23 protein-coding genes are annotated in these 23,924 nt (G+C 28.4%); 1 reads left to right on the top strand and 22 read right to left on the bottom strand.

Annotated features, from left to right (window positions below):
• Positions 1-12 precede the first annotated feature (12 nt).
• From I4V51_RS12070 to I4V51_RS12120, 11 genes are all read right to left on the bottom strand, one after another.
• Positions 13-696: a F0F1 ATP synthase subunit A gene (locus tag I4V51_RS12070; protein ID WP_195988685.1), complete on the bottom strand. Its 684-nt coding sequence runs from the start codon at positions 694-696 to the stop codon at positions 13-15.
• Complete coding sequence (locus I4V51_RS12075; protein ID WP_195988686.1) at positions 697-1,068, bottom strand: ATP synthase subunit I; 372 nt, start codon at positions 1,066-1,068, stop codon at positions 697-699.
• A 663-nt stretch (positions 1,069-1,731) separates the two neighbouring features.
• Positions 1,732-2,913, bottom strand: coding sequence for an acetyl-CoA C-acetyltransferase (locus I4V51_RS12080; protein WP_195988687.1), 1,182 nt, complete (start codon positions 2,911-2,913; stop codon positions 1,732-1,734).
• 297 nt (positions 2,914-3,210) lie between these two features.
• Positions 3,211-3,711: a dCMP deaminase family protein gene (locus I4V51_RS12085; RefSeq protein ID WP_347708662.1), complete on the bottom strand. Its 501-nt coding sequence runs from the start codon at positions 3,709-3,711 to the stop codon at positions 3,211-3,213.
• 184 nt (positions 3,712-3,895) lie between these two features.
• A complete protein-coding gene (gene upp, locus I4V51_RS12090) occupies positions 3,896-4,525 on the bottom strand; it encodes a uracil phosphoribosyltransferase (RefSeq protein ID WP_195988689.1) in 630 nt (209 codons plus the stop codon).
• Between the two features lie 32 nt (positions 4,526-4,557).
• On the bottom strand, positions 4,558-5,007 hold the full coding sequence (gene rpiB, locus I4V51_RS12095; RefSeq protein WP_195988690.1) for a ribose 5-phosphate isomerase B: 450 nt from the start codon (positions 5,005-5,007) through the stop codon (positions 4,558-4,560).
• A gap of 95 nt (positions 5,008-5,102) precedes the next feature.
• Positions 5,103-6,152: an L-threonylcarbamoyladenylate synthase gene (locus I4V51_RS12100; protein WP_195988691.1), complete on the bottom strand. Its 1,050-nt coding sequence runs from the start codon at positions 6,150-6,152 to the stop codon at positions 5,103-5,105.
• A 19-nt stretch (positions 6,153-6,171) separates the two neighbouring features.
• Positions 6,172-6,759 (bottom strand): hypothetical protein, encoded by a 588-nt coding sequence (locus tag I4V51_RS12105; RefSeq protein ID WP_195988692.1) that lies wholly within the window; start codon positions 6,757-6,759, stop codon positions 6,172-6,174.
• Between the two features lie 54 nt (positions 6,760-6,813).
• Positions 6,814-7,899 carry a peptide chain release factor 1 gene (prfA, locus tag I4V51_RS12110; RefSeq protein ID WP_195988693.1) on the bottom strand — a complete coding sequence of 362 codons (1,086 nt, stop codon included), beginning with the start codon at positions 7,897-7,899 and terminating at the stop codon, positions 6,814-6,816.
• Positions 7,900-8,094: 195 nt separating this feature from the next.
• Positions 8,095-9,849, bottom strand: a complete 1,755-nt coding sequence (gene prmC, locus I4V51_RS12115; protein ID WP_195988694.1) for a peptide chain release factor N(5)-glutamine methyltransferase — start codon at positions 9,847-9,849, stop codon at positions 8,095-8,097.
• Positions 9,850-9,866: 17 nt separating this feature from the next.
• Positions 9,867-10,454, bottom strand: a complete 588-nt coding sequence (locus I4V51_RS12120) for a thymidine kinase (RefSeq protein ID WP_195988695.1) — start codon at positions 10,452-10,454, stop codon at positions 9,867-9,869.
• Between the two features lie 167 nt (positions 10,455-10,621).
• Between I4V51_RS12120 and rpmE the strand changes: the two genes are divergently transcribed.
• Positions 10,622-10,828 (top strand): 50S ribosomal protein L31, encoded by a 207-nt coding sequence (gene rpmE / locus I4V51_RS12125; RefSeq protein ID WP_005212373.1) that lies wholly within the window; start codon positions 10,622-10,624, stop codon positions 10,826-10,828.
• A 162-nt stretch (positions 10,829-10,990) separates the two neighbouring features.
• Here the strand turns inward: rpmE and rho are convergent, their stop codons facing one another.
• The 11 genes from rho to I4V51_RS12180 form a co-directional block, all read right to left on the bottom strand.
• Positions 10,991-12,421 carry a transcription termination factor Rho gene (gene rho, locus I4V51_RS12130; protein ID WP_195988696.1) on the bottom strand — a complete coding sequence of 477 codons (1,431 nt, stop codon included), beginning with the start codon at positions 12,419-12,421 and terminating at the stop codon, positions 10,991-10,993.
• 246 nt (positions 12,422-12,667) lie between these two features.
• Positions 12,668-14,269: a CTP synthase gene (locus tag I4V51_RS12135; RefSeq protein WP_195988697.1), complete on the bottom strand. Its 1,602-nt coding sequence runs from the start codon at positions 14,267-14,269 to the stop codon at positions 12,668-12,670.
• A 148-nt stretch (positions 14,270-14,417) separates the two neighbouring features.
• Entirely contained in the window at positions 14,418-14,720 is a 303-nt protein-coding gene (locus I4V51_RS12140; protein WP_195988698.1) for a ribose-5-phosphate isomerase, read from the bottom strand.
• Positions 14,721-14,817: 97 nt separating this feature from the next.
• Positions 14,818-15,234 carry a DUF1934 domain-containing protein gene (locus I4V51_RS12145; RefSeq protein ID WP_195988699.1) on the bottom strand — a complete coding sequence of 139 codons (417 nt, stop codon included), beginning with the start codon at positions 15,232-15,234 and terminating at the stop codon, positions 14,818-14,820.
• Positions 15,235-15,243: 9 nt separating this feature from the next.
• Positions 15,244-16,233 carry a tRNA 4-thiouridine(8) synthase ThiI gene (locus I4V51_RS12150; protein WP_195988700.1) on the bottom strand — a complete coding sequence of 330 codons (990 nt, stop codon included), beginning with the start codon at positions 16,231-16,233 and terminating at the stop codon, positions 15,244-15,246.
• 15 nt (positions 16,234-16,248) lie between these two features.
• Complete coding sequence (gene spoIIR, locus I4V51_RS12155; RefSeq protein WP_195988701.1) at positions 16,249-16,929, bottom strand: stage II sporulation protein R; 681 nt, start codon at positions 16,927-16,929, stop codon at positions 16,249-16,251.
• A 72-nt stretch (positions 16,930-17,001) separates the two neighbouring features.
• On the bottom strand, positions 17,002-17,847 hold the full coding sequence (ispE, locus tag I4V51_RS12160) for a 4-(cytidine 5'-diphospho)-2-C-methyl-D-erythritol kinase (RefSeq protein ID WP_195988702.1): 846 nt from the start codon (positions 17,845-17,847) through the stop codon (positions 17,002-17,004).
• 126 nt (positions 17,848-17,973) lie between these two features.
• Positions 17,974-20,589, bottom strand: coding sequence for a cyanophycin synthetase (cphA, locus tag I4V51_RS12165; protein ID WP_195988703.1), 2,616 nt, complete (start codon positions 20,587-20,589; stop codon positions 17,974-17,976).
• Positions 20,573-21,406 (bottom strand): cyanophycinase, encoded by an 834-nt coding sequence (locus tag I4V51_RS12170; protein WP_195988704.1) that lies wholly within the window; start codon positions 21,404-21,406, stop codon positions 20,573-20,575. Before I4V51_RS12170 ends, cphA begins: the two co-directional genes overlap by 17 nt.
• Before the next feature lie 113 nt (positions 21,407-21,519).
• Entirely contained in the window at positions 21,520-23,088 is a 1,569-nt protein-coding gene (locus tag I4V51_RS12175) for an SPOCS domain-containing protein (protein WP_195988705.1), read from the bottom strand.
• A 427-nt stretch (positions 23,089-23,515) separates the two neighbouring features.
• Positions 23,516-23,752, bottom strand: coding sequence for a Veg family protein (locus tag I4V51_RS12180; protein ID WP_133014100.1), 237 nt, complete (start codon positions 23,750-23,752; stop codon positions 23,516-23,518).
• Positions 23,753-23,924: the final 172 nt, after the last annotated feature.

Below are 23,924 nucleotides of genomic sequence, written 5' to 3' on the forward strand. Positions count from 1 at the left end.
AAATTCCTCCTCTTAACTATGTTCAGATACTATTTTAATATTTATCATTGTTAACATTACAAAAATAATTGCTTGAATACCACCATCAAATATATCGAAATATAAATGTAATGGAATAGGTATAACAAGTTGTGCAAACCATGCTACTTTTTCTAAACTTTCATAAACAAGTTCAATTATAAAAGTAGCTGCTAACATATTACCAAAAAGTCTTAATGACAATGATATTGGAAACATTATTCTTTCTAATATTGTAATAGGTAATATGAAAGATACCGGCTCTAAATAGCCTTTAAAATATCCTCCAACGCCATTCTTTCTAATAGCATATCCTTGAACCATTATGAATGACATTAAAGCTAATGTTAATGTAACACTAAAGTTTTTTGTTGGTGGTGATATTCCTACTAGTCCTGTTAAATTCATTACTAAAACAAATATCCCTAATGCTCCTACAAAAGGAACTATACTTATAAAGCCTTCTCCAACATTACTTACTACAACATTATTTAGCATATTATAAATCCATTCAACAATAGTTTGCTTTTTGCCGGGCCTTACTTGCATATTTTTTGTAGCCCACCATGCCAGCGCTAAAATTAATAAAACAATTACCAATTGCACTATCGATTCTGGTTTTATATCAATTGCTATTTTGCCTAAGTAAAAAGAAAATATCGCTTTTGATGGTTCCATCTATTCACTTCCCTTCTGTACTTTTATAGTAGTTATTACTAGTATTATATAATGTATAAAAAATCCAATTAGAAAAGCTAACAAATTGCTTATCTTATTAGAAAAAACTACTGCTATAGCAACTATACTTACTATTCTTATTAAATAACTTAGTGGAAACAAAAATGCTTTATTTTTTTTAGGTTCACTCATAAATTTATTAGTAATAATAGCAGAAATAATAAAGTTTATCATTGAAACTATTAATCCAACTAACAATATAATTCCAATGTTATATTGCCCTAATACTACTAATATTAAAACTAAAGTAATTCCTGTTATTAAATCATTTTTTGCTACAGATTTTACTATTTCATTTAAATCTTTAGCCATTTTATTCTCCTAGTAAATAACTTATTTGGGACATAGTGATTTTACTTATTCCTATATAAAAACTAACTATCTCTATAGTTTGATATGTATTTTATGTATAAAAGAGCTCTTATATAGGAATACTATTAATTTGTTAGTAGCTCGCTATCCCTATTGACAGTAGCTAATTATATACCTACTTTTAAATTAATAAAAACTCAGTTTTTAGTTATTTTTTACAGTTTATCGTTAAAATCGCTCGTTTTTAGATAATATTGCTCAAATACTCATCCAAAATCCCATTTTTGCGACTTTTAGTTTTTTTTTGCAATTTACTTTTGATTCTTGCATTTATTCGAATTTTCATAATTTTTTTTATTTTCCGAATTATTTTTTTGATAACGTTTCAGAATTTTATTATGTTATTTTTTTTTAATTATATTATTATTTTTTAGATTTTTAGAGTTTTTTTTATCACTTTGAAAGCATTATTGCCAATATATTGTATAATTTTTTTATTATTTTTGAATAATTTTTTTACAGTTTATTCATTATTTTTTTCAAATTTATTATTTTTTATTCTAATAGTTATCATAAAAATTACCTATATATAATGAAATTATAAAAGGAGCCTCTAAAAAGCTCCCTTTTTCTATAGTTTTTGTTTTTCTTTATCAAAGAAAATTAAACTCTTTCAACAACTAAAGCTGTTCCCATTCCTCCACCAATACATAAAGTAGCTAATCCTTTTTTAGCATCTCTCTTTTCCATTTCATAAAGTAATGTAACTAATATTCTAGCTCCTGAAGCACCTACTGGATGTCCAAGGGCAATAGCTCCACCATTTACATTGACTTTTTCCATATCAAAGTTTAAATCTTTAGCTACAGCTAAACTTTGAGCTGCAAATGCTTCATTTGCTTCTATTAAATCCATATCTTCAACTGTTAATCCTGCTACTTCTAATGCTTTTTTTGTTGCATGGAAAGGCCCATATCCCATTATTGATGGTTCTAATCCCTTACTTCCATAAGAAAGTATCTTAGCCATTGGCTTTAATCCTAATTGCTCTGCTTTTTCTGCACTCATAACTACAAATGCTGCTGCTCCATCATTGATTCCTGATGCATTAGCTGCAGTTACAGTACCTTCCTTAATAAATGCAGGTCTTAATTTAGCCATTCCTTCAATAGTTGCTCCGAATCTTGGGAATTCGTCTTGAGCAAATACTTTTGGTTCTCCTTTTCTTTGAGGAATAACTACTGGTACTATTTCATCTACAAATTTTCCTTCTTTAATTGCTCTCTCTGCTTTCAATTGAGAATTTAATGCAAACTCATCTTGCATTTCTCTTGTTAAATTCCATTCTTTTGCTATGTTTTCAGCTGTAACACCCATGTGATAATTATTAAATGCATCCCATAAAGCATCCTTTATCATTGTATCAACAACTTTTCCATCGCCCATTCTTTGACCCCATCTAGTTCCTGGCATAGTATATGGTGCTGCTGACATATTTTCCATACCTCCAGCAACAACTACATCACAGTCACCAGCTTTAATCATTTGAGCTGCTAAAGCAACACATCTTAAACCTGATCCACAAACTTTATTTATTGTCATTGCAGGAACTTCTACTGGTAATCCAGCTTTTACAGCTGATTGTCTAGCTACATTTTGTCCTTGTCCTGCTTGAATAACATTTCCCATAACTACTTCTTCAACTAATTCTGGCTTAATTCCAGCTCTATTTACAGCTTCTTTAATTACTATTGACCCTAATTCTGCTGCTGGAACATCCTTTAATGCTCCTCCAAATGAACCTATTGCAGTTCTTACTGCACTAACTATTACTACTTCTCTCATAAAAATTCCTCCCATTACTTTCCCAATAAACTCATAATAGTGTTAATTGTTTAAATTGTTAAACAATTAACACTATTATTATACCACTCTAGTTTTTCCAATATCAACTAATTTTAAAAATATTTTACCTTTTATTATATTTTTTTATTTTTTTACTTTATTTTGATTTTTATATTTATATCTTTTCATGTAACATTAAATATATTTATATGTATATTAAGCAAACTATATTTTATTTTAAAATTAATTTATGTATTTTATCCTAGGCCAACGTTATTATTTTATCAAATATAAAAACTAAATCTCATTAACATCTAATGATAATTCTATCTTCCCATGTGTTGGCTCTAATTGTTTCAATTTTACCTTAGCACATTTAAACATAAGTTTAGATGCTCTTACAGAATCTGTATCTGCATATTTATCACTTAAATATATAACTTCACTTATTCCAGATTGTATAATGGCCTTTGCACATTCATTACACGGAAAAAGTGCAACATATATTTTACATCCTGATAAATCCTTCCCCTTTGCATTTAAAATTGCATTTAATTCAGCATGAACTACAAATGGATACTTTGTATTTAAGGTATCCCCTTCCTTCTCCCAAGGAAATTCATCATCTGAACATCCCTTTGGAAGTCCATTATAACCTATACTTTCAATTATATTATTCTTGTTTACTATGCATGCTCCAACCTGTGTACTTGGATCCTTACTTCTCTTTCCTGATAATAATGCTACAGACATAAAGTAATCATCCCAAGATAAATATCCTTCTCTTTTTCCCAAAATATTCAGCCTCCCTACTATATATTATTTTTATAATACACTACTATTGTGTCAATTATAATACAATTGATTGATATTGCGAAAAAAAATAGAAGTTAAGCATCTAACTTTCAATTAAGCTTACTCCTTAACTATAAATTACTTCGTAATTTAATTAAAAAGCGAAGACCTAGGTCTTCGCTTTTTATTATTTAGTTCCGAAAAGTCTATCTCCAGCATCTCCAAGACCTGGTACAATATATCCTTTTTCATTTAATTTTTCATCTATAGAAGCAACATATATGTCTACATCTGGATGTTGCTCTTGAACTAATTTAATTCCTTCTGGAGAAGAAATTAAACACATTAATCTTATTTTTTTAGCTCCTCTTTGTTTTAATAAAGTTATTGCATCAGCTGCTGATCCACCAGTAGCTAACATTGGATCAACTACAATTACATCTCTTTCTGCTATATCTTGTGGAAGTTTACAGAAATATTCTACTGGTTGAAGAGTTTCTTCATCTCTATATAACCCTATATGTCCAACCTTAGCTGCTGGAATTAAGTTTAATATTCCATCTACCATTCCAAGTCCAGCTCTTAATATTGGTACTATAGCCATCTTCTTACCAGCTAACATTTGACACTTAGTTGTACATATTGGAGTTTCCACTTCAACTTCTTCAGTTTCTAAATCCCTAGTTACTTCATATGCCATTAACATAGATACTTCTTCTACTAACTCTCTAAAATATTTTGATCCTGTGTCTTTACTTCTTATGTATGCTAACTTATGTGATATTAAAGGATGTTTCATTTCTGTTACTTTACTCATACTCTTGTTCCTCCCAGTAAAACCTTAATATATTATTTAGAATATTTTTTTTCAATTTCAGTGATTTTATTAATTCTTCTTGAGTGTCTATCTCCTTCAAACTCTGCACCTAAGAATTCTTTAACTATGTCTATAGCTAATCCTTTACCAACAACTCTTTCTCCCATAGTTAGTATGTTAGCGTCATTATGTTCTCTAGTTGCATGTGCACTAAATGTATCTGAGCAAAGTGATGCTCTTATTCCTGGAACCTTATTTGCTGCTATTCCTATACCAATTCCTGTACCACAAATTAATATACCAAAATCAAATTCTTTAGCTACTACAGCTTCAGCAACAGGCAAAGCTATATCAGCATAATCACATGATTCTTCAGTATAAGTTCCAAAGTCTTTAAATTCAATATTTTGACTTTCTAAATACTTAGCAATCTCATCTTTTAAATTTAATCCACCGTGGTCACAACCTAAAGCAATCTTCATAAAAATCAACCTTTCTATTATTTAATATACAATAATTATTTATTGTAATTTCATATTTATAAAAAAAGAAGAATAGGTTCCCCCATCCTCCTTATTTACACATCTATAATATCATATCCAGCAGCTTTACTTAATCTGTTCATTATTGCAACACCAACGCCTTTTTCTTCAAAGCCCTGACATAAAATATATTGCACTCCTAAGTCATCACACTTTCTTAAAGCCTCAAAAAGATGTTTAGCAATTTGATTTAAATCTTTTTCACTTCCTAAAGATATTATATTACCTTTATCAAATTTATTTAAATTTTCATCTGTAGTTAATACAGCAACATCGTTGTTTTTTTCTATATAATTTTCTAACATTTCTCTAATAATTTCAATAGTTTTTTCATTTTTACCTCTAATTATTTTTAAATGCGCCTTTGGAGCATAATGCCTATACTTCATTCCTGGTGCCTTTGGCTTTAAATCATCACTCGGTTTTGACCTTAAAGCCTTATCTATATCAATATTAGAATCTATTTCTCTAAGCATTTCTAATGTTATTCCGCCTGGTCTTAATATAAGCGGTGGATTAACTGTACAATCAATTATAGTAGATTCAACTCCAATATCACTACTTTCTCCACCAATTATATAATTAACTCTTCCATTTAAATCATCTATGCATCTTTCTACTTCTGTTGGACTTGGTCTTCCCGATATATTAGCTGATGGTGCAGCAATTGGTCTATCTGAAAGTTCTATAAGCTTAAGTGCAATTTCTGAATTTGGCATTCGTATTCCTATTGTATCAAGATCAGCGCTAGTCATATTAGGTATAATATCCTTTTTTTCTAAAATTATAGTTAATGGACCTGGCCAAAATTTATTAATTAATTCTTCCGCAACTTTTGGAACTTTTTTTACTAAATTAGAAATATCCTTAGAACAAACATGTACAATTAACGGATTATCTTGTGGCCTTCCTTTAGCTATAAATATTTTCTTTACAGCTTCTTCCTCTAAAGCATTTGCACCTAATCCATATACCGTTTCTGTTGGAAAGGCTACAATTCCACCGCTTCTTATTACCTTTGCAGCCTCTTTTATAAATTTAATATCTTTATTAATATCTTTAATTATAGCAACCTTAGTTTCCATAAGGGCTTACCTTCTTTCCTTAAATTTCTTTTTGTCCCCTTGCTATTTTTATATTTTCTATAGCTGATGTTGTATATGTAGCATTTACACAATTTCTATATATACTATCTAATAATATATACTTATTCAATTCACCATTTTTAATAACTTTAAAATAATAAATTGAATTTGGCTCTACTCTTTTTAACCTTATATATTCATCTGCAACTTCTTTATATGTTTTTAAAAATCCTTTATTTATAGGCTTCATCTTTTTATTTTTAGCCTTTCCCTTTGTAACAATTACAATTTCCATATCTTCATTATTCTTATTAGTATGTACAATTGCTACCTTATCACATTGAATATATATATATGGTAAAAATAATCCTATGCTAAACTTTAATTTATTGTTACCACAAACAAATTTTAGTGTGCAACTATTCATTTTTCCCATAATAGCTATAAAAATAAGAAACTCTATAAAAAATAAAAATACTATTACTACAAAATTATTAATATATGATAAATAAGTCACAATTGGAAGGAGTATTGCTAAAAAAAACATAGAAATAATAAATATCTTATTGCTTCTTTTTTGTTTCTTTAAAGCCTTATCAATTTTCATATCATCACCTATTTTAAAAGCCTTACATTAAACAATGCAAGGCTTTTAAACTTACTATATTGAATCAGTGTTACCCATTGCTTGCATTTTTTCTGCTTGGTCTGCAGTAATTAATGCATTTATAACTTCTTCAATATCTCCATTCATAAAACTATCTAATTTATATAATGTTAATCCAATTCTATGATCAGTTACTCTTCCTTGAGGATAATTATAAGTTCTTATTCTTTCACTTCTATCCCCTGTACCAACTTGACTCTTTCTATCTTCTGCAATTCCTGCAAGTCTTTCAGCTTCAGCTACTTCAAATAGTCTAGCTCTTAATACCTTCATAGCTTTTTCCTTATTTTTAAGCTGTGATTTTTCATCTTGGCATGCAACAACTGTACCTGTTGGTATATGTGTTATTCTAACAGCTGAATCTGTTGTATTAACGCATTGTCCTCCATTACCTGAAGATCTGTAAACGTCAATTCTTAAGTCTTTATCGTTGATTTCTATTTCAACATCATCAACTTCCGGTAAAACTGCAACAGTAGCTGTAGAAGTATGTATTCTACCTGAGCTTTCTGTATCTGGTACTCTTTGTACTCTATGTACTCCACTTTCGTACTTAAGTTTTGAATATGCTCCATTACCTTTAATCATGAATACAACTTCTTTAAATCCACCAAGGTCATTTTCATTTGAACTCATCATCTCAACTGACCATCTTTGTGATTCTGCATATCTTGTATACATTCTGAAAAGATTTGCTGCGAATAACGCGGCTTCATCTCCACCAGCTCCACCTCTGATTTCAACAAATACGTTTTTATCATCATTAGGATCCTTTGGTAATAATAATATTTGTATTTTATTTTCTAATTCTACTTCTTGATCTTTAAGACTTGAAATTTCTTCAGATAACATTTCTTTCATTTCTTTATCTGTTTCTTCCTCTAACATTTCCTTGTTAGCTTCTAAATCTTCAACTACCTTTTTATATTCTCTATATGCTGTTACTATTATTTCTAATTCAGCATGCTCCTTACATAGCTTTCTCCATTCTTTTTGGTTAGCCATTATTGAAGGATCAGATATTTTAACTGATAGTTCTTCGTATTTATTTTCCGTAAATGCTAATTTATCTAATAACATACTATCACTCCGTACTATATTTTTTCATATTGAAACATTATAACATAATGCCCATATATTTATCAACCTAAAATCAAACTCATAATATAACTATAGTTAAGAAAGAAATTTCATTAGAAGTTTCTAAAAATATACATTTAAAGAAATTACAAAGTAATTTCCTCCTTAACTTTTATTTTTCTTCCCAATATATTTCTAAAGTTCTCCTAAAACAACTCTATCGTGACCAGCTAAATCTTTAACTATTTTTACATTTCTATAACCTTTTTCAATCATTAAATCACTAACTTCTTTCCCTTGATCATGACCAATCTCAAAGGCTAATACTCCATTTTCTTTTAATATTTTATCACTATCATCAACTATTTTTTTATAAAAATAAAGTCCATCATCCCCACCACTTAAAGCAGTATGAGGCTCATATTTTTTCACATCATCCATTAAAGTATCTATAACTTCTTCCTTTATATATGGTGGATTAGAAACTACTACATCATATTTCTTCTCTTGAATTATAACTTCATTTAATAAATCACTTTTTATAAATTTGGCCCTAGAAGCTAAATGATGCTTTATTATATTTCTCTTAGTTACCTTTTCTGGAACATCATAGTAATCAATTAAATCTACCTTAGTATTTTCTCTTAAATGTGCTATAGATATACCTATAGCTCCACTTCCACAACACAAGTCACAAATATCATATTCTTTATCCTTGTCAATAATTTTAAGAGTTTCTTCTACTAATATTTCTGTATCACCTCTTGGAATAAGTACCCCTTCCTCAACATGAAAATCTAAGCCCATAAATTCGGCAATTTTCAATATATATTTAATAGGCATTTTTTCTTTTCTTTTATTTATTAATCTATAAAATTCTCTTTCCTTAAACTTACTAACTTCCTCTTCTTTGTTCATAATTAAGTAAAGTTTATCTTTTCCAAGAACTCTTCCTAATAATAATTGAGTATCTAAAATATAAGTTTCTATATTAGCTTCCTTTAATATTTTATTTCCATCTATTAATAATTCCCCAATAGTCTTCTTATATTCAATTCCTTCTGCTGCCATTAAAGATTTTATAGCAACCTCTAATTGTTCATCATCAGGTTCTTTAGTAGTTAACTCTTGTAATTTTAAACCTGGATATGCAATAATTTTTCCCAATTTACTTTCAGTCCTTCCAAGCCATTTTATTAATTCGTAAGTAATCCCAGCTACTATTGGCATTAATACTATTCTTAATATAAGTCTTTGCCAAAATCCACCCCAACCTGTTAGAGTAAATAAAGCAATACTAACAAACATGGTTAAAAACAAGAAATTTGTTCCACATCTAGGATGTAACCTTCCAAACTTTCTTACATTATTAACTGTTAATTTTTCTTCAGCCTCATAACAAAATATAGTTTTATGTTCTGCTCCATGATATTGAAATACCCTATATATATCATCCAACTTACTAATCAAGTACATATATGATATTAAAATTGCTATTCTTATAGCTGCCTCTATTAAATTTAATACCACTGGAGATAATCCAATATTCTTAAATACTGACGCGATAGCAGTAGGTATACCTAAAAATAATCCTGCCGCGACTAAAAGTGATATCATCATTGTTATTGTAACAATCAAATCATTAGCACCCTTATCACCTAATTTCTTTTTAAGCCAAATATCAAATTTTGATTCTTCCTCATCTTCTTCAAAAAAACTAGCTGAATAATTTAATGTTTTAATTCCAACTATTAATGAATCTACTAGTATGGCAGCTCCTCTAATAATAGGTATATTTAAAAACTTATACTTTTTTGTTATTGGTTTTGTCTTTTTCACTTTAACTTCTATTTTTCCACTTGGAGTTCTTACTGCAGTTGCTAATCCCTTAGACCCACGCATCATAACTCCCTCAATTATGGCTTGACCCCCAACATCACATTTTCTCATATCATCACTCTTTCATTTTATTTTTCATTTTTAAATTTAAAATAACAATGTCCACATAAAGATTCATACTCTACATTATCTACGTTATCTATAGCAACTTGTTCACCTTCAAAAACAAATTTGCCATTTATTTTTCTTCCATTTAAAACTGCTTTTCTTCCACATTTACATATAGTTTTTAATTCCTCTATACTATGAGCTAATAATAATAATCTTGTGCTTCCCTCGAATCCTTGCATTCTAAAGTCTGTTCTAAGCCCATAGCAAATTACAGGTATATCTAAACACACAGCTATTTCAAAAAGCTCATCTATTTGGTGTGATTTTAAAAATTGTACTTCATCTACTAATATACAATCTATTTTATATTTAATTTCTTCCCATTGTTTAACTTCTTCATATACATTTTGTTCGTCATTAATTAATAAATCAACCTTACGCTCAACACCTAATCTAGATACTAGCTTATCTCCACCCTTTTTGTCTGTAGATGGCTTAATTAATACAACTTTCATTCCACGTTCTTCATAATTATGTGCAACCTGCATAAGATTTGTTGATTTTCCTGAATTCATTGCACCATATCTAAAATATAATTTACTCATAACGTCTCTCCTTATAATTTTGGTCTATTTCGATTATAGCATTTTAATATATAGTTAATAAAGATGTTTTTATTTCCTTGTTATATTGACTGTATTTATTACGTATGTTATAATTCTTTTGGTCATTGATTAATTCAATGAATGTACTTTTGAAAGAGGTGAATCAAATGAAACAAGGCATACATCCAGAATACCATCACGATGCTGTGGTTAAGTGCGCATGTGGAAATACTTTCACAACTGGTTCAGTTAAAGAAGAATTAAAAGTTGATATATGTGCTAAATGCCACCCATTCTTCACTGGTAAGCAAAAAATCGTTGATATCGGCGGTAGAGTTGACAAGTTCAATAAGAAGTTCGGTCTTAACAAATAAGATTAAGTTAGAATTTATGAGAAGGAATTATATTCTTTCTCATTTTTTCTTTTTATAGAATTTTAAATAGAAAGAGGCTACTTTGTTCAATATGAATTTAATCAAAACACTATATTTTTTTGATTAAACCTTATTAAAAGTAAGCCTCTTTAAATATTAAATTTACTTTTTAAATGTATCATTTTTGGGGAAAACTTGAATGAATTCCTTATTGTTTTTGGTTTTAGATAACATATTTATTAGATTTTCTGTAATATTTTCAATATTGCCATCTCTATACATAACCTTTCTAATAGCAAAGGCTACTTCCTTTTCTTCTTCTGATAATAATAAATCTTCTTTTCTAGTTCCAGATTTATAAATATCAATTGCAGGGAATATTCTTCTTTCTTGAAGCCTTCTGTCTAAATGAACTTCCATGTTACCAGTTCCTTTAAACTCTTCAAATATCATATCATCCATTCTTGAACCTGTTTCAACTAATGCAGTTGCAAGAATTGTTAAGCTTCCGCCTTCCTCTATATTTCTTGCTGCTCCAAAGAACTTTTTAGGCATTATTAATGCTCCTGGATCTAACCCTCCTGATAAAGTTCTACCTGTTGGAGTTATTGTTAAGTTATATGCTCTAGATAATCTAGTTATACTATCTAATAATATAACAACATCCTTCCCTTGCTCTACCATTCTTTTAGCTCTTTCTAACACCATTTGAGCTACCTTTGCATGATTTTGTGGTTCTTCATCAAATGTTGAATAAATAACATCACCATTTATAGATCGCTTCATATCAGTAACTTCTTCTGGTCTTTCATCTATTAATAAAACTATAAGTTTAACATCTGGATGGTTTTTAGTAATATTTTGTGCAACCTTTTTTAATAGCGTTGTTTTACCAGCTTTTGGTGGAGCAACAATTATTCCTCTTTGTCCTTTTCCTATTGGACAAATAATATCCATTAATCTAGATGATAAATCTTTTTCATTACTAGTTTCTAAATGTAATCTTTCATTTGGATATATAGGAGTTAATGTTTCGAAACTTTTTCTTCCTATAGCCTTTTCAGGATTGTCTCCATTTACTTTTTCTACAAATAATAAAGCTTTGAATTTTTCTCCATCCTTAGCTTCTCTAACCTTACCTTGAACTTCATCACCTGTTCTTAAGTTAAATCTTCTTATTTGTGATGGTGATACATATATATCATTTTCTCCAGTTAAGTAATTATTACATCTTAAGAATCCAAAGTTGTTATTTTCTTGAACTTCTAATACCCCCTTAGAAGAACCTGATTCATTTATCATAACCTTTAATCTTTCTTTTTTTTCTTCTTTTTCCTCATCTGTCATAAAATAACCTTCTCTAGTTTCATGACTATTTGAAGAACTATTATTAACATTTACTTGCTCTTTTGCTTTTGGAGCTATTTTTTCAGTTAAAATTACTCCATTTTTTTCTATAGTATTAGGTGTAACCTTTACTAATTCATCAATTATTTCGTTCTTTTTCATTTTGCTTATGTTTTTTATTCCAAGTTCTTTAGCTTTATTTTTTAAATCAACTAAAGTCATCTCAGTGTATGTCTCTCTGGTCAAATTGACACCTCCAATAGTTTTTCTTAATTTGGGATAATAATAGATTAAACCTAAGGTCTGATATATTTGAAATGAAATACAATATTACTAAAATTAAATATGCATTAATAGTATATACTTAAATTTATATATAATTATGAACTAATAAACTTTAAAATTCAATAGAAAATTATATTATAAGCTTATCCAATTTAAATAATTTTATAACACATAAAAAAATGTGAAGACTTTCGTCTTCACATTTTTTTATTTTTCTCTAATTGCCGCCTTAATAAAATGTTTAAATAATGGATGTGGATTATTTGGCCTTGATTTTAACTCTGGATGGAATTGTGCTGCTACAAACCACGGATGATCTTCAACTTCTACAATTTCAACTAATCTTCCATCAGGGCTTGTACCTGTAATTTTCATTCCTGCTTCAGTTATTTGCCTTCTGTATTCATTATTAAATTCATATCTATGTCTATGTCTTTCATAGATAAGCTCATCTGAATAACACTCATATGCTTTTGAAGTTTTATCTAATTTACATGGATATAACCCTAATCTCATTGTCCCACCTAAATCTTCAACATCCTTTTGTTCTGGCATAAGATCTATTACTGGATATGCTGTATCTGGGTTAATTTCAGAACTATTTGCATCTTCATATCCTAATGAATTTCTTGCAAGTTCAATTACTGCAGTTTGCATACCTAAACAAATTCCTAAGAAAGGCACCTTATTTTCCCTTGCATATTTAATAGCTTCTATTTTACCTTCAACACCTCTATCACCAAATCCACCTGGTACTAATATTCCATCAACATCACTTAATATTTCATGTGCATTTTCTAATGTTATATCCATTGCGTTTACCCATTTTATCTCTACATTAGTTCCATTAGCTAGTCCACCATGACTTAATGCCTCAACTACAGATATATAAGCATCATGTAATTCAACATATTTTCCTACTAAAGCTATTTTAACACTCCCTTCTAAATTTTTTAATTTAGAAACCATATCAATCCATTCTGTATTATCAATATCTCTACAACCTAATTCTAATTTTTCTACAACTAATCTATCTAATCCTTCTTGATGAAGCATTAATGGAACTTCATATAAATGATCTGCATCTAAATTTTGTATTACACATTTACCTTCTATATTACAGAATAATCCTATTTTATATTTTAAATCATCTGATATTTCTTTTTCTGATCTACAAACTATAATATCTGGCTGAATACCAATACTTCTTAATTCCTTAACAGAATGTTGAGTAGGTTTAGTTTTTAATTCACCTGATTTTCCTAAGAAAGGTACTAATGTAACATGTATAAAACATACATTTTCTCTACCAACGTCATACTTTATTTGTCTTATAGCTTCAAGAAATGGTAATGATTCAATATCACCAACAGTTCCCCCTATTTCCGTAATTACAACATCAACATCTGTTTCCTTCGCTACTCTATGAACTCTTTCTTTTATTGCATTAGTAATATGAGGTATAACTTGAACTGTTCCTCCTAGGTATTCTCCTCTTCTTTCCTTAGAGATAACAGACCAATACACTTTACCAGATGTAATATTACTATTTTTAGTTAAATTTTCATCTATAAATCTTTCATAATGTCCTAAATCTAAATCTGTTTCTGCCCCATCATCAGTTACAAAAACCTCTCCATGTTGATATGGACTCATTGTCCCTGGATCTACATTTAAATATGGATCAAATTTTTGTATCGAAACTTTTAACCCTCTATTTTTTAATAATCTTCCTAATGAAGCTGCTGTTATTCCTTTTCCTAATCCTGATACAACTCCGCCTGTTACAAAAACATATTTAGTGCTCATTTTTAACCCCCATATATAAATTAATTTTATTTTTCTATTGACTATTGATTTTTAGAGTGATATAATTTAAATTACCTCTCTTATTACCTAAAGAGGAATAATCATAGATATTATAGTACCACATTAGTTTAAATTAGGCTAGTGTTTTTTATGCATTTTTTAAATTTTCTTTTATTTTATCTTCCAATTCAAAGTATTCATCTCTAAACTTTTTATTTATTAATATCTTTTCTTCAGCTTTTTTCATTCTATAATATAACATTCTATTACTTGCAATTCCTAATTTTTCTTCAATCACCTTTTCATTTAAACATCTAAATTTTTTCATAAGTAATAAAGTTAAATATAATTTATCCTTTTTTTTCAATACTTTTTTAAATTCTTCATAGTTTATTCCATAATACCTACATAAAATTAATATTACTATTTCATAATTATTTATATTTCCCACTCCTCTTTATATCATTTTCTGTAAGTATTTCCATTTGATGTTTTTTTATTCACAAAAAAGACCTCTATGAATTTTTAATTTCATAGAAGCCTAAAATTTAGTTTACCTTAATTTTTATATTTAATTCTGTAGTTATTCCTTCTTGTCCATCAAGTCCTAATGTATATCTTGAATAAATATCTCCACCATTTTCATCAATATTTATATTTAACTTTTCAGTATCAACATTTAAATCTAATACCCCATATGGAGTGTTATATAAAGAAACAGCCATAGTTCCTTCTTTGAATTCCATATTTGTAGTTGTAGATCCAACTCTCTCTAATACCATAATATTATCTTGTATATTTAAAGTAGTAGTTGTACCATCCATTCCTGATATTTCTGACTCTTCATATATTGCCTTAAATCCAGTTTCATCAATAATAAACTTACCTGGAGTTACCACTTCAATTACTTCATTAGGATCTAAATTTGATGTACTTTTTACAGATATAATAGCTCTTTTTTCCATTTTATCCCCCTATTTTATAGAAATCATATATTGTTCTAATTCTTTATCACTTATAGGTTCTACCACTATATGATTTTCTAAAGTTTGTCCATATATCCCATATTTAACATTTAAACTTGCTTCTTCTCTACCTTTACTATATCTAGCTGCCATTCTAGCTGCTAAATGTATATCTTTCTCTGTTCCATTTCCTTCTAATAGTACAAGTGCTCCTGAGAAATTAGTTGTATGGAAAGAATAATACTCTTTATGTATAAGTGATTTTATAGCCTCGCCTTCCCCTTGAGTTCTTGCAACTATTATTTTATTATTATCTTCTGTTCTAAAATGTCTTCCGTATCTTAAAAGACTTAATTCATCCTCTTCAACCTCATCTTTGAAAGTTAAAAGATCTTTTAATCTTAATGCATAATTTGGCTCTGTTAATTTACATCCTCCAGCTGGTGATGGATATTCAGTTATTCCCCATTTTGCAGCTAATTCCATTTGAGGCTTTCTACTTCTTCCTGTTATGTTTAATAACTGCTCTCTATCAACCATTCCACTTAGCTCCATCTCTGTTGGATCCATATTTTTAGCACATAGAGGTCTTAAAATTTTATTAGCAAATCCTGATTCTTTTTTTACTATATTTAATGCTTGCCTATTTTGAGACATAGGTCTTTGATTTAATACTTCACCAGTAATAATAAAATCTGCATTATGCTCTTCTAATAATTTTCCTGCATAATTCATCATCATAGCATGACAATCTATACATGGATTCATATTTTTTCCTCTACCATGTTTAGGGTTTTTTACCAACTCTAAATGTTCTGGTGAAAAATCTACTACCAACAATGGTATATCTATTTGCTTTGTCATTTTTATAGCACTTTCCTCACTAAAGAAATATGATCTAAAACAAATTCCCAATACATCTATACCTTGTTCCTTTATTAATTTTGCTGCTAAAATACTATCTAGCCCTCCTGAAATCATAGCTAACGCCTTTGCCATATTGTTTTCCTCCTATTAATCAAGAATGTCCTTTATAACTTCTACAATTTTAAATTTAAACTTAATACCATTATTAACATTACTTGATTCATTATTTTTTTGTTCATCTTCATTTGTTATATCCCTATTTTTAGGTTGTATATTTTCAATTTCATCTTTTAACTCACTAGAATCTACTTCATTTTTACTTTCATCAACAAAGCATAGTGATGGGAACATAACACACCACCAATTTTGGCCTTTTCCTTCTCCAATTATAACTCTAAATGCTTCATAATTTCCTTGTGGAAATACATAATCTCCATATACCTTATCTGGAAAGTTTTCATAAGATAACATTGTATTTACTTCATAAGTATAGTTATTTTCTTCAATAACCTCTTTTGCAATTTCATTAACATAATTAATGTTTTGTTTTAATACATTCTCTGCCTCATCTAGTGATGTTATCCCATTTAACTTTTCACTAAGCGCTTCCACTACTTTATCTCTTACTTTTAATTTAAGATTCTGATCTTCTTCTGTATCACTGTTTGCTATAACATGAAATCTTATAAGCTTGTCCTTTATATCATTATAATTTAATTCTGTTAACTCTAAGCTACTTTCCTTAGTAGCACTTTCAACACTTTGACAACCATTTAAAAATAAAACTATCAAAACCATAGGTATTATAAAACAAATATACTTTTTCATAAACATAACCCCTTCCTAGTTTTAAGTATTGACATTATAAAGGGGTTTATTCATTTATATAATATTTTATTTTTAAATAGTTCTAGTTAAAAATACTTCTCTATGATTTTCTTTCATTTTTTCATAACATTTTTGAGCCTTTAACATATCATCAAAGAAAGCAAATACACTTGGTCCACTTCCACTCATCATACTTCCTACTGCGCCACATCTATTCATATCTTCTTTTATTTTAATTAATATATTATGCTTTCTTAATGTAACATTTTCTAATAAATTTTTCATATTATTCGCTACATAATATAAATCATCATTTTTAATAGCTTCCATTAAACTTTCTGTTTTAGGATGTATCCTAACTCTATCTAAACTAAAAGCTTTATATACTTCTTTGGTTGAAACTCCAAATCCAGGCTTTACTAAAACTAATATTTTATCCTTAAAAGGTGATAAAGTTGTTATTTTTTCTCCGATACCTTCACATAGGGCTGTTCCACCATTAATACAATATGGAATATCTGCCCCTAGTTTTAATCCCATATCCATTAATTCTTCATTAGATGCATTTATTTCAAAAATATTATTCATAAGTTTTAAAACAGCAGCCGCATCAGTGCTTCCTCCAGCTAACCCAGCTGATACAGGAATATTTTTTACAATATCGATATGTACTCCATCTTTAATATCATATTTTTCTTTAAATAACATCGCTGCTTTATACGCTAAATTTCTTGAATCCGTTGGAACATAACTTTTATTGCAACTTAATGTTATACCTTCTTGTTGTTTTACTATAGATATCTCATCATATAAATCTATATTTTGCATTATCATTCTTAACAAATGATAACCATCACTTTCTCTTTTTCCTACTATATCTAAAGAAATATTAATTTTTGCATAGGCCTTTATTTTCATATATTCAAATCCTTTCAATGGAAAGTGCATATTTCTAAATTAAAGTTCAGAGTATAAACCCTGAACTTTATAAATAATATTATATATATTATTTTTCTTATAGTAAATATGTCATTGTTGTATTCTTTAATTTGAATTAACAACATTCCCTAAATTTTCATCATTCTCTTGATTGGATTTTATTAAATTTACTAACGGATTTAATTCTTCAAAAAATACAATTATAGTATCTCCCTTTACTGATTTATCTAGTGCTAATTGTAGAGCCTCAACTTCATCTAACACTATTTTTACATTAGCCTCTTCTTTTGATAGTAATATACCTTCTTTAATTAAATTAGGAACTTCTCCTACTTCTCGTCCTCTTCTATCTTTATCTTCTTTAATTATTATTTTATCAAGATATTGAGCACTTATTTTTCCAATTTCTTTTGCTACATAATCACTTCTATCTCCTGGAACTCCTATTACACCAGTAATATTTCCAATGCTTATATGTTTTAATGTTGGAAGAACTCTTTTATAGCCTTCTATATTATGACCATAATCTAATATAACTTTTATACCATTATAATCAAAAATATTAAATCTACCTAAATTATCATTAGAGTTAAAGTTTTCTAATCCTATCCTTATCATACTATAATCAACTTCCATAGCGACTAATGCTGCACAAGCCGCCATTGCATTTTCAATATTAAATTCCAATGTACCATTCAATGCTATTGGAATATCTTTAGTGTTTATTATTTTATACTCTATTCCTCTATTATTTACATATATATAATCATCTTTTCTATACACAGCAATATATTTTTTATTTATATTTTCCCTAATTAGTTCATTATCATAATCAGAAGAGTAATAAATAATATTTGAGCCTATTCTATTTATAATTTCTCTACTCCACTTATCATCAGCGTTAATTACTACATTTCCCTCTTTCTTTACTGCCTCTGCAACTAATGATTTTACCTTACAAAGCTCCTCCATTGTGTTTATATTATCTACTCCTAAATGATCATCTGTAATATTAGTTATTACTGCAACGTCTGCTAAATCATAAGCTAATCCTTTTCTTATAATTCCTCCCCTTGCCGTTTCCAATACAGCAATATCTACTTCCTTATTGTATAATATACACTTAGCACTCTCAAACCCTGTATCATCACCATTATCAATACACTTTCCATCGATATATATACCATCAGTACTTGTCATTCCAACACAATATCCCATTCTAGATAAAGTACTATTTATTATTCTAGTTGTTGTTGTTTTACCGTTTGTTCCTGTAATAGATATAACCGGTATATTTTTAGGATTATTATTATACATCATACTAATAATATTATTTCCAATGTTCCTCCTGACTCCTTCTGATGGGTATGAATGCATTCTCAATCCTGGTGCTGCATTAACTTCAAGTATTGCCCCCTCTTCCATTAATGATTTACTAATATCATTTGTACAAATATCTACACCACATATATCTAATCCTATAGTTTTAGCTGCTCTTTCACATATTTCTTTATTTTCTTCAGAGATAATATCTGTGTAATCTATAGCTATTCCACCGGTAGATAGATTTGAATTTTTTCTTAAATATAATTTTTCTTCATTTTTTAATATTGAATCTAAATTATAATTATTATTGCTTAAATTTCTTAATAATTCATCATCAATCTTAACCTTAGTTAATGGTTTTTCATGATCTTCTCCCCTTAACTCATCATTATTTAATTCATCAATAAGCTCTTTTATACTTTTTTCTCCATTTCCAATTATAAATGGCGGAATTCTTTTTGAAACCGCCACAACCTTATATCCTACTACACAAACTCTGTAATCATCACCTTCATAATACTTTTCTATTATTATATCCTTAAAATTATCCATTAACTTTTGATAGTAATTTAACAATTCTTTTTCACTACATATTTTTAGTATTACGCCTCGTCCTTTACTTCCAAACTCTGGTTTTAAAACAACAGGATACCCTATTTCCTCTGCAGTTCTTAACAAATCAATAACATTATTAACCTTTTCACCTTTTGATACAGGTAAATTTTGAATTTCTAATAATTCCTTTGTCAATAACTTATCACATGAAATATCCGCTGATACACAACTTGTAACATTAGTAATTGCTGATTCTATTATTCTTCCTTGCTTTCCATAACCAATTTGGTAAAAGCCACTATTTCCAATTTTAAGTACTGGTAATCCAACATTCTTTGCTGCATTACAAATTTCTAAAGCACTTGGTCCTATAAGCTCTTCAGTCATTATAGCTTTTATTATGTCTACTCTATTATTAAAGCTAATACATTTATTTTCTATAAGTGAATTTATAAGATCTACTGCTAATTTTGCAACTTCAACGCCTACTCTTGGATACTCATATTGATATACTACTATATACCTATCGCCTTCAATTTCTCTAGCTTTTCCATAAGCTACATCTATTCCTAAAATATTTTGTATAGCAATAATTATATGCTCACAAATATGGGCTAAATAAGTTCCTTCATTTAGCCTCTTTACAAATCCACCTTCCTCATCAATTCCACATCTATGAGTATAAAGAATTGGAAGTGTATCTACTAATTTATTATTAAAGTCTTTTATATCTTTGCTAGGTATTTCCGAATATCCTTCTAAATCAACATCTAATTTTATGCACTTTTTATGTGAATAAATATTTCTTCCAGCATAAACAGTACTATTTATGATTCTCATAAAAATTCTTATCCTCCTCAAACGGTACCTTATCTATTAAATTAAATCTATTACCTTCTTTTAATACGTGAAGTTTTACATTAAACATGCTCAATACTTCTTCACTATATTGCTCTGACACATTACTATAATCAATGGAACTTCCATCAATAAAATATACCGCTCCAGACCCAATTACTTCTGCAGTTCCTTTATCGCTCACTACTATTGCTGTATCTTCGTCTATTCCAATACCCAATACTTCTGGATTTTGAGCTATAGCAGTTAATAATCTTCCTATCCTTCCTCTCTGAGCAAAATGTTGATCAATTATTATATTATTTACTAATCCTAATCCAGGTGACATCTTTAAAGTACATTTATGTGGTGACTCATCATCTTCTCCTTGAACTATCATAGTATCACTCATAACAGATGCTCCTGCTGATGTTCCTGCAATTAGTCCGCCATTATTACAAAGCTCTTTTATGGAATTATATATTGGGGTTCCCCCTATCATACTAGTAATTCTTAACTGATCTCCACCTGTAAAGAATAATAAATTTGCAGTATTTATTAACTTAATATTTTCCTTATTAAACGCATCATCACGTGTACTAATATCAAGCTTAGCTATATTTTTAATACCTAATTTAGTAAATACCTCTTTATAATTTTGATAACTTTGTTCTGGATATTGTGTTGCTATAGTTGCTATTATTAATCTTTCTTTTTCAGGGTCTATATATTTTGCTACTCTTCTTAATATATCTTTATCACCCTTTTTATCTTCAGCTCCTCCAATTATTATTAGATTACCACTTACTTTTTCGCTCAATTTATCACCTCAAATCACATATTTTTTATTTTATCCAATACATTAAAATATATTCACAAATAATAAAAGGCTACTGTACATCTTGTACAATAACCTTTTAATACTAATAATATTTAAAATTTACATTTTCCTGGTATTATTATTTTTTTACCTTCTGTCAATGCTTCTGCCCCTTCTAATTCATTAATCTCTATTAATGAATCCATTGTAGTGTTATACTTTTTAGCTAAATCCCAAAGTGTATCTCCTACGTTAACAACATATATTGTAACTGAAGCTTTTTTGCATTCCTTTTCTTCTTCACTTTCAATAATATCAACTATCCACTCTTTATTAACCTTATAGCATACCTTTACTAAAACAGATAATGTTGCTCTTACTCCAATTGTATTAGCTTCAATAGTCGCATCCAAATTCTCCAAATGCACCTTACATAAAGCAACCATATCTGGTTTTGTTCCTTTTAAATCAATTACTGAAGTAAATGGAATTTCCCCATTACACATATCTATCCTACAATCATCATCAGTTGTTTTATAAAGTACTGAAACTTTTATCACACCCTCAACCTTTACTTTATCTTCTTCTACTGTTTTATCTGTTATAACAGGGCATCCTGTCGCACATATTACACATCCAATTTTGTCATTTTCATCCTTAGGATATAAATTGTCTTTTATTATTAATTCTGATGTAACTATTCCACTAACTAAGCCAATTTCATACTTCTTTTTAGTAAGCTCTATTGATTTAGTTGGAGAATATGCATCTTTAATTACATCAATAACCTCCTTAGATATTACCTTAATGCTTCCCTTAATCATAAACTCAACATTAATAACTCTATTTTCACCTAAATCATCAGCAGTTATTATACTATCTGAATTTACTATATCTATTTGATTTGATGTCATCATTTCACTATTTACACCAATAGCCTCTTCTTCCTTTGACAAATAAATATCATCTTGTAGTAAGAATATATCATTTTCATCCTTACCCTTACATAATACTTCAATCTTACAATAACATCCAAAATATATTTTTCCATCTCCCAGTTTAACTTCTTTCTTGTGTAAATTCATGCAACACTTTAATATCTCATCAATTTCTGGTTTATCCATTGTTACTTTAATCATAGATTTTCCCATTAATTCAATATCTTTTTCGCATTTTATTTGATTTATCTCTTCACTTTTTAGTTTAACTTGTATATCATCTCTTCCATCAATTTCCTTAACAAATTCAAATTCTTCAACTTTATAAAGTTGCCATTTAGTTGTTCTTATACCATCAATAGCAATCTTACGTTCATTCATAATACTAGCTTGAATATGTTCTATTACACACTCGACTTCACAAATTACTTTATGTTCTTCATTATTAAGATCAAGATAGTCTGCAAACTTTTCTGATAAACAAACAGAGTTTATACTAGTTACTTTGCTTTCGTCCTCTGATAAGTACATAACAGAATAATTAATTTGACCTTCTATCATTATCTTATCTGCTAATGTTTCTTTATTAGTAATAGTAGCTTTTGCTTCTATTCCTAATATTTGATACACATCTGGATGAGAGTCTTTTATTAAATATTCACCCTTTAGTACATTATTTGTAGAACTTTCTCTTAGTAATTGTTCATTTTGAATACTTTCTTTAATAACATCTATCTGAGACATCATATCCCCCCCTATAGTTTAACTACTATATTTATATTCTCTAAATATATATTTATTCTAATCTGCATCAACTGTTTACAATTTTTTATATAATATATTCAACAAAATTTTTATAACACCTTGTTTTTTCCCATTTAATTACATTATTTTGTCGAATTTTCGCTTCTTTTAAAAAAATTTTATTTTTTTTTAAATAAATTGTTGACTTTATTATAAATATGTCATATTATAAAGATGGTTATTGACCATATAACCTCTCATAAATTCTCAATACCCTTTTATACCATAGTTGAAAGATGGATACCCGCCATCTTTCTTTTTTTTATTTCTTTATAAATATATATTATTTAAAGTTAAATTTTAGAAACAACTTTTAAATATTTTTAAATAAAATAAATAAGAGCTTCGAAAATTTCGAAGCTCTTATTTATACTGCATAATATAATAATACAGTTTTAGTTAAAACATCTGAATAACTATAAGTTACTGTCCTTTGGGTGTCACTTTCCAATCTTACAACAAAAATACTAGGATGAACACTTTCAATTACTCCATCATTTACAAGTATCTTCTTTCTTCCACCATTTGCTTTTAGTGTTACCTTTTCGCCCACATGGTTTTCTATATCTTTTCGTATGTTGGCTAAGGTTCTATTCTTTTCCACATGACCACCATCTTTCTATTTATATTATAAAGCTTTTTAGCATTTTTGTCAAATAAATCCAAATATTTTATCACTTTCCAGTGTTATTGTCAATGTAAACTTTTTCTTTTTTTTAAAATCCATTTATAGCATCTATTAATTATTATTGCATTTTTTATTATTTTTTATTCAT

The sequence above is a fragment of the Clostridium sp. D53t1_180928_C8 genome (assembly GCF_015667795.1).
GTDB lineage: Bacteria > Bacillota > Clostridia > Clostridiales > Clostridiaceae > Clostridium.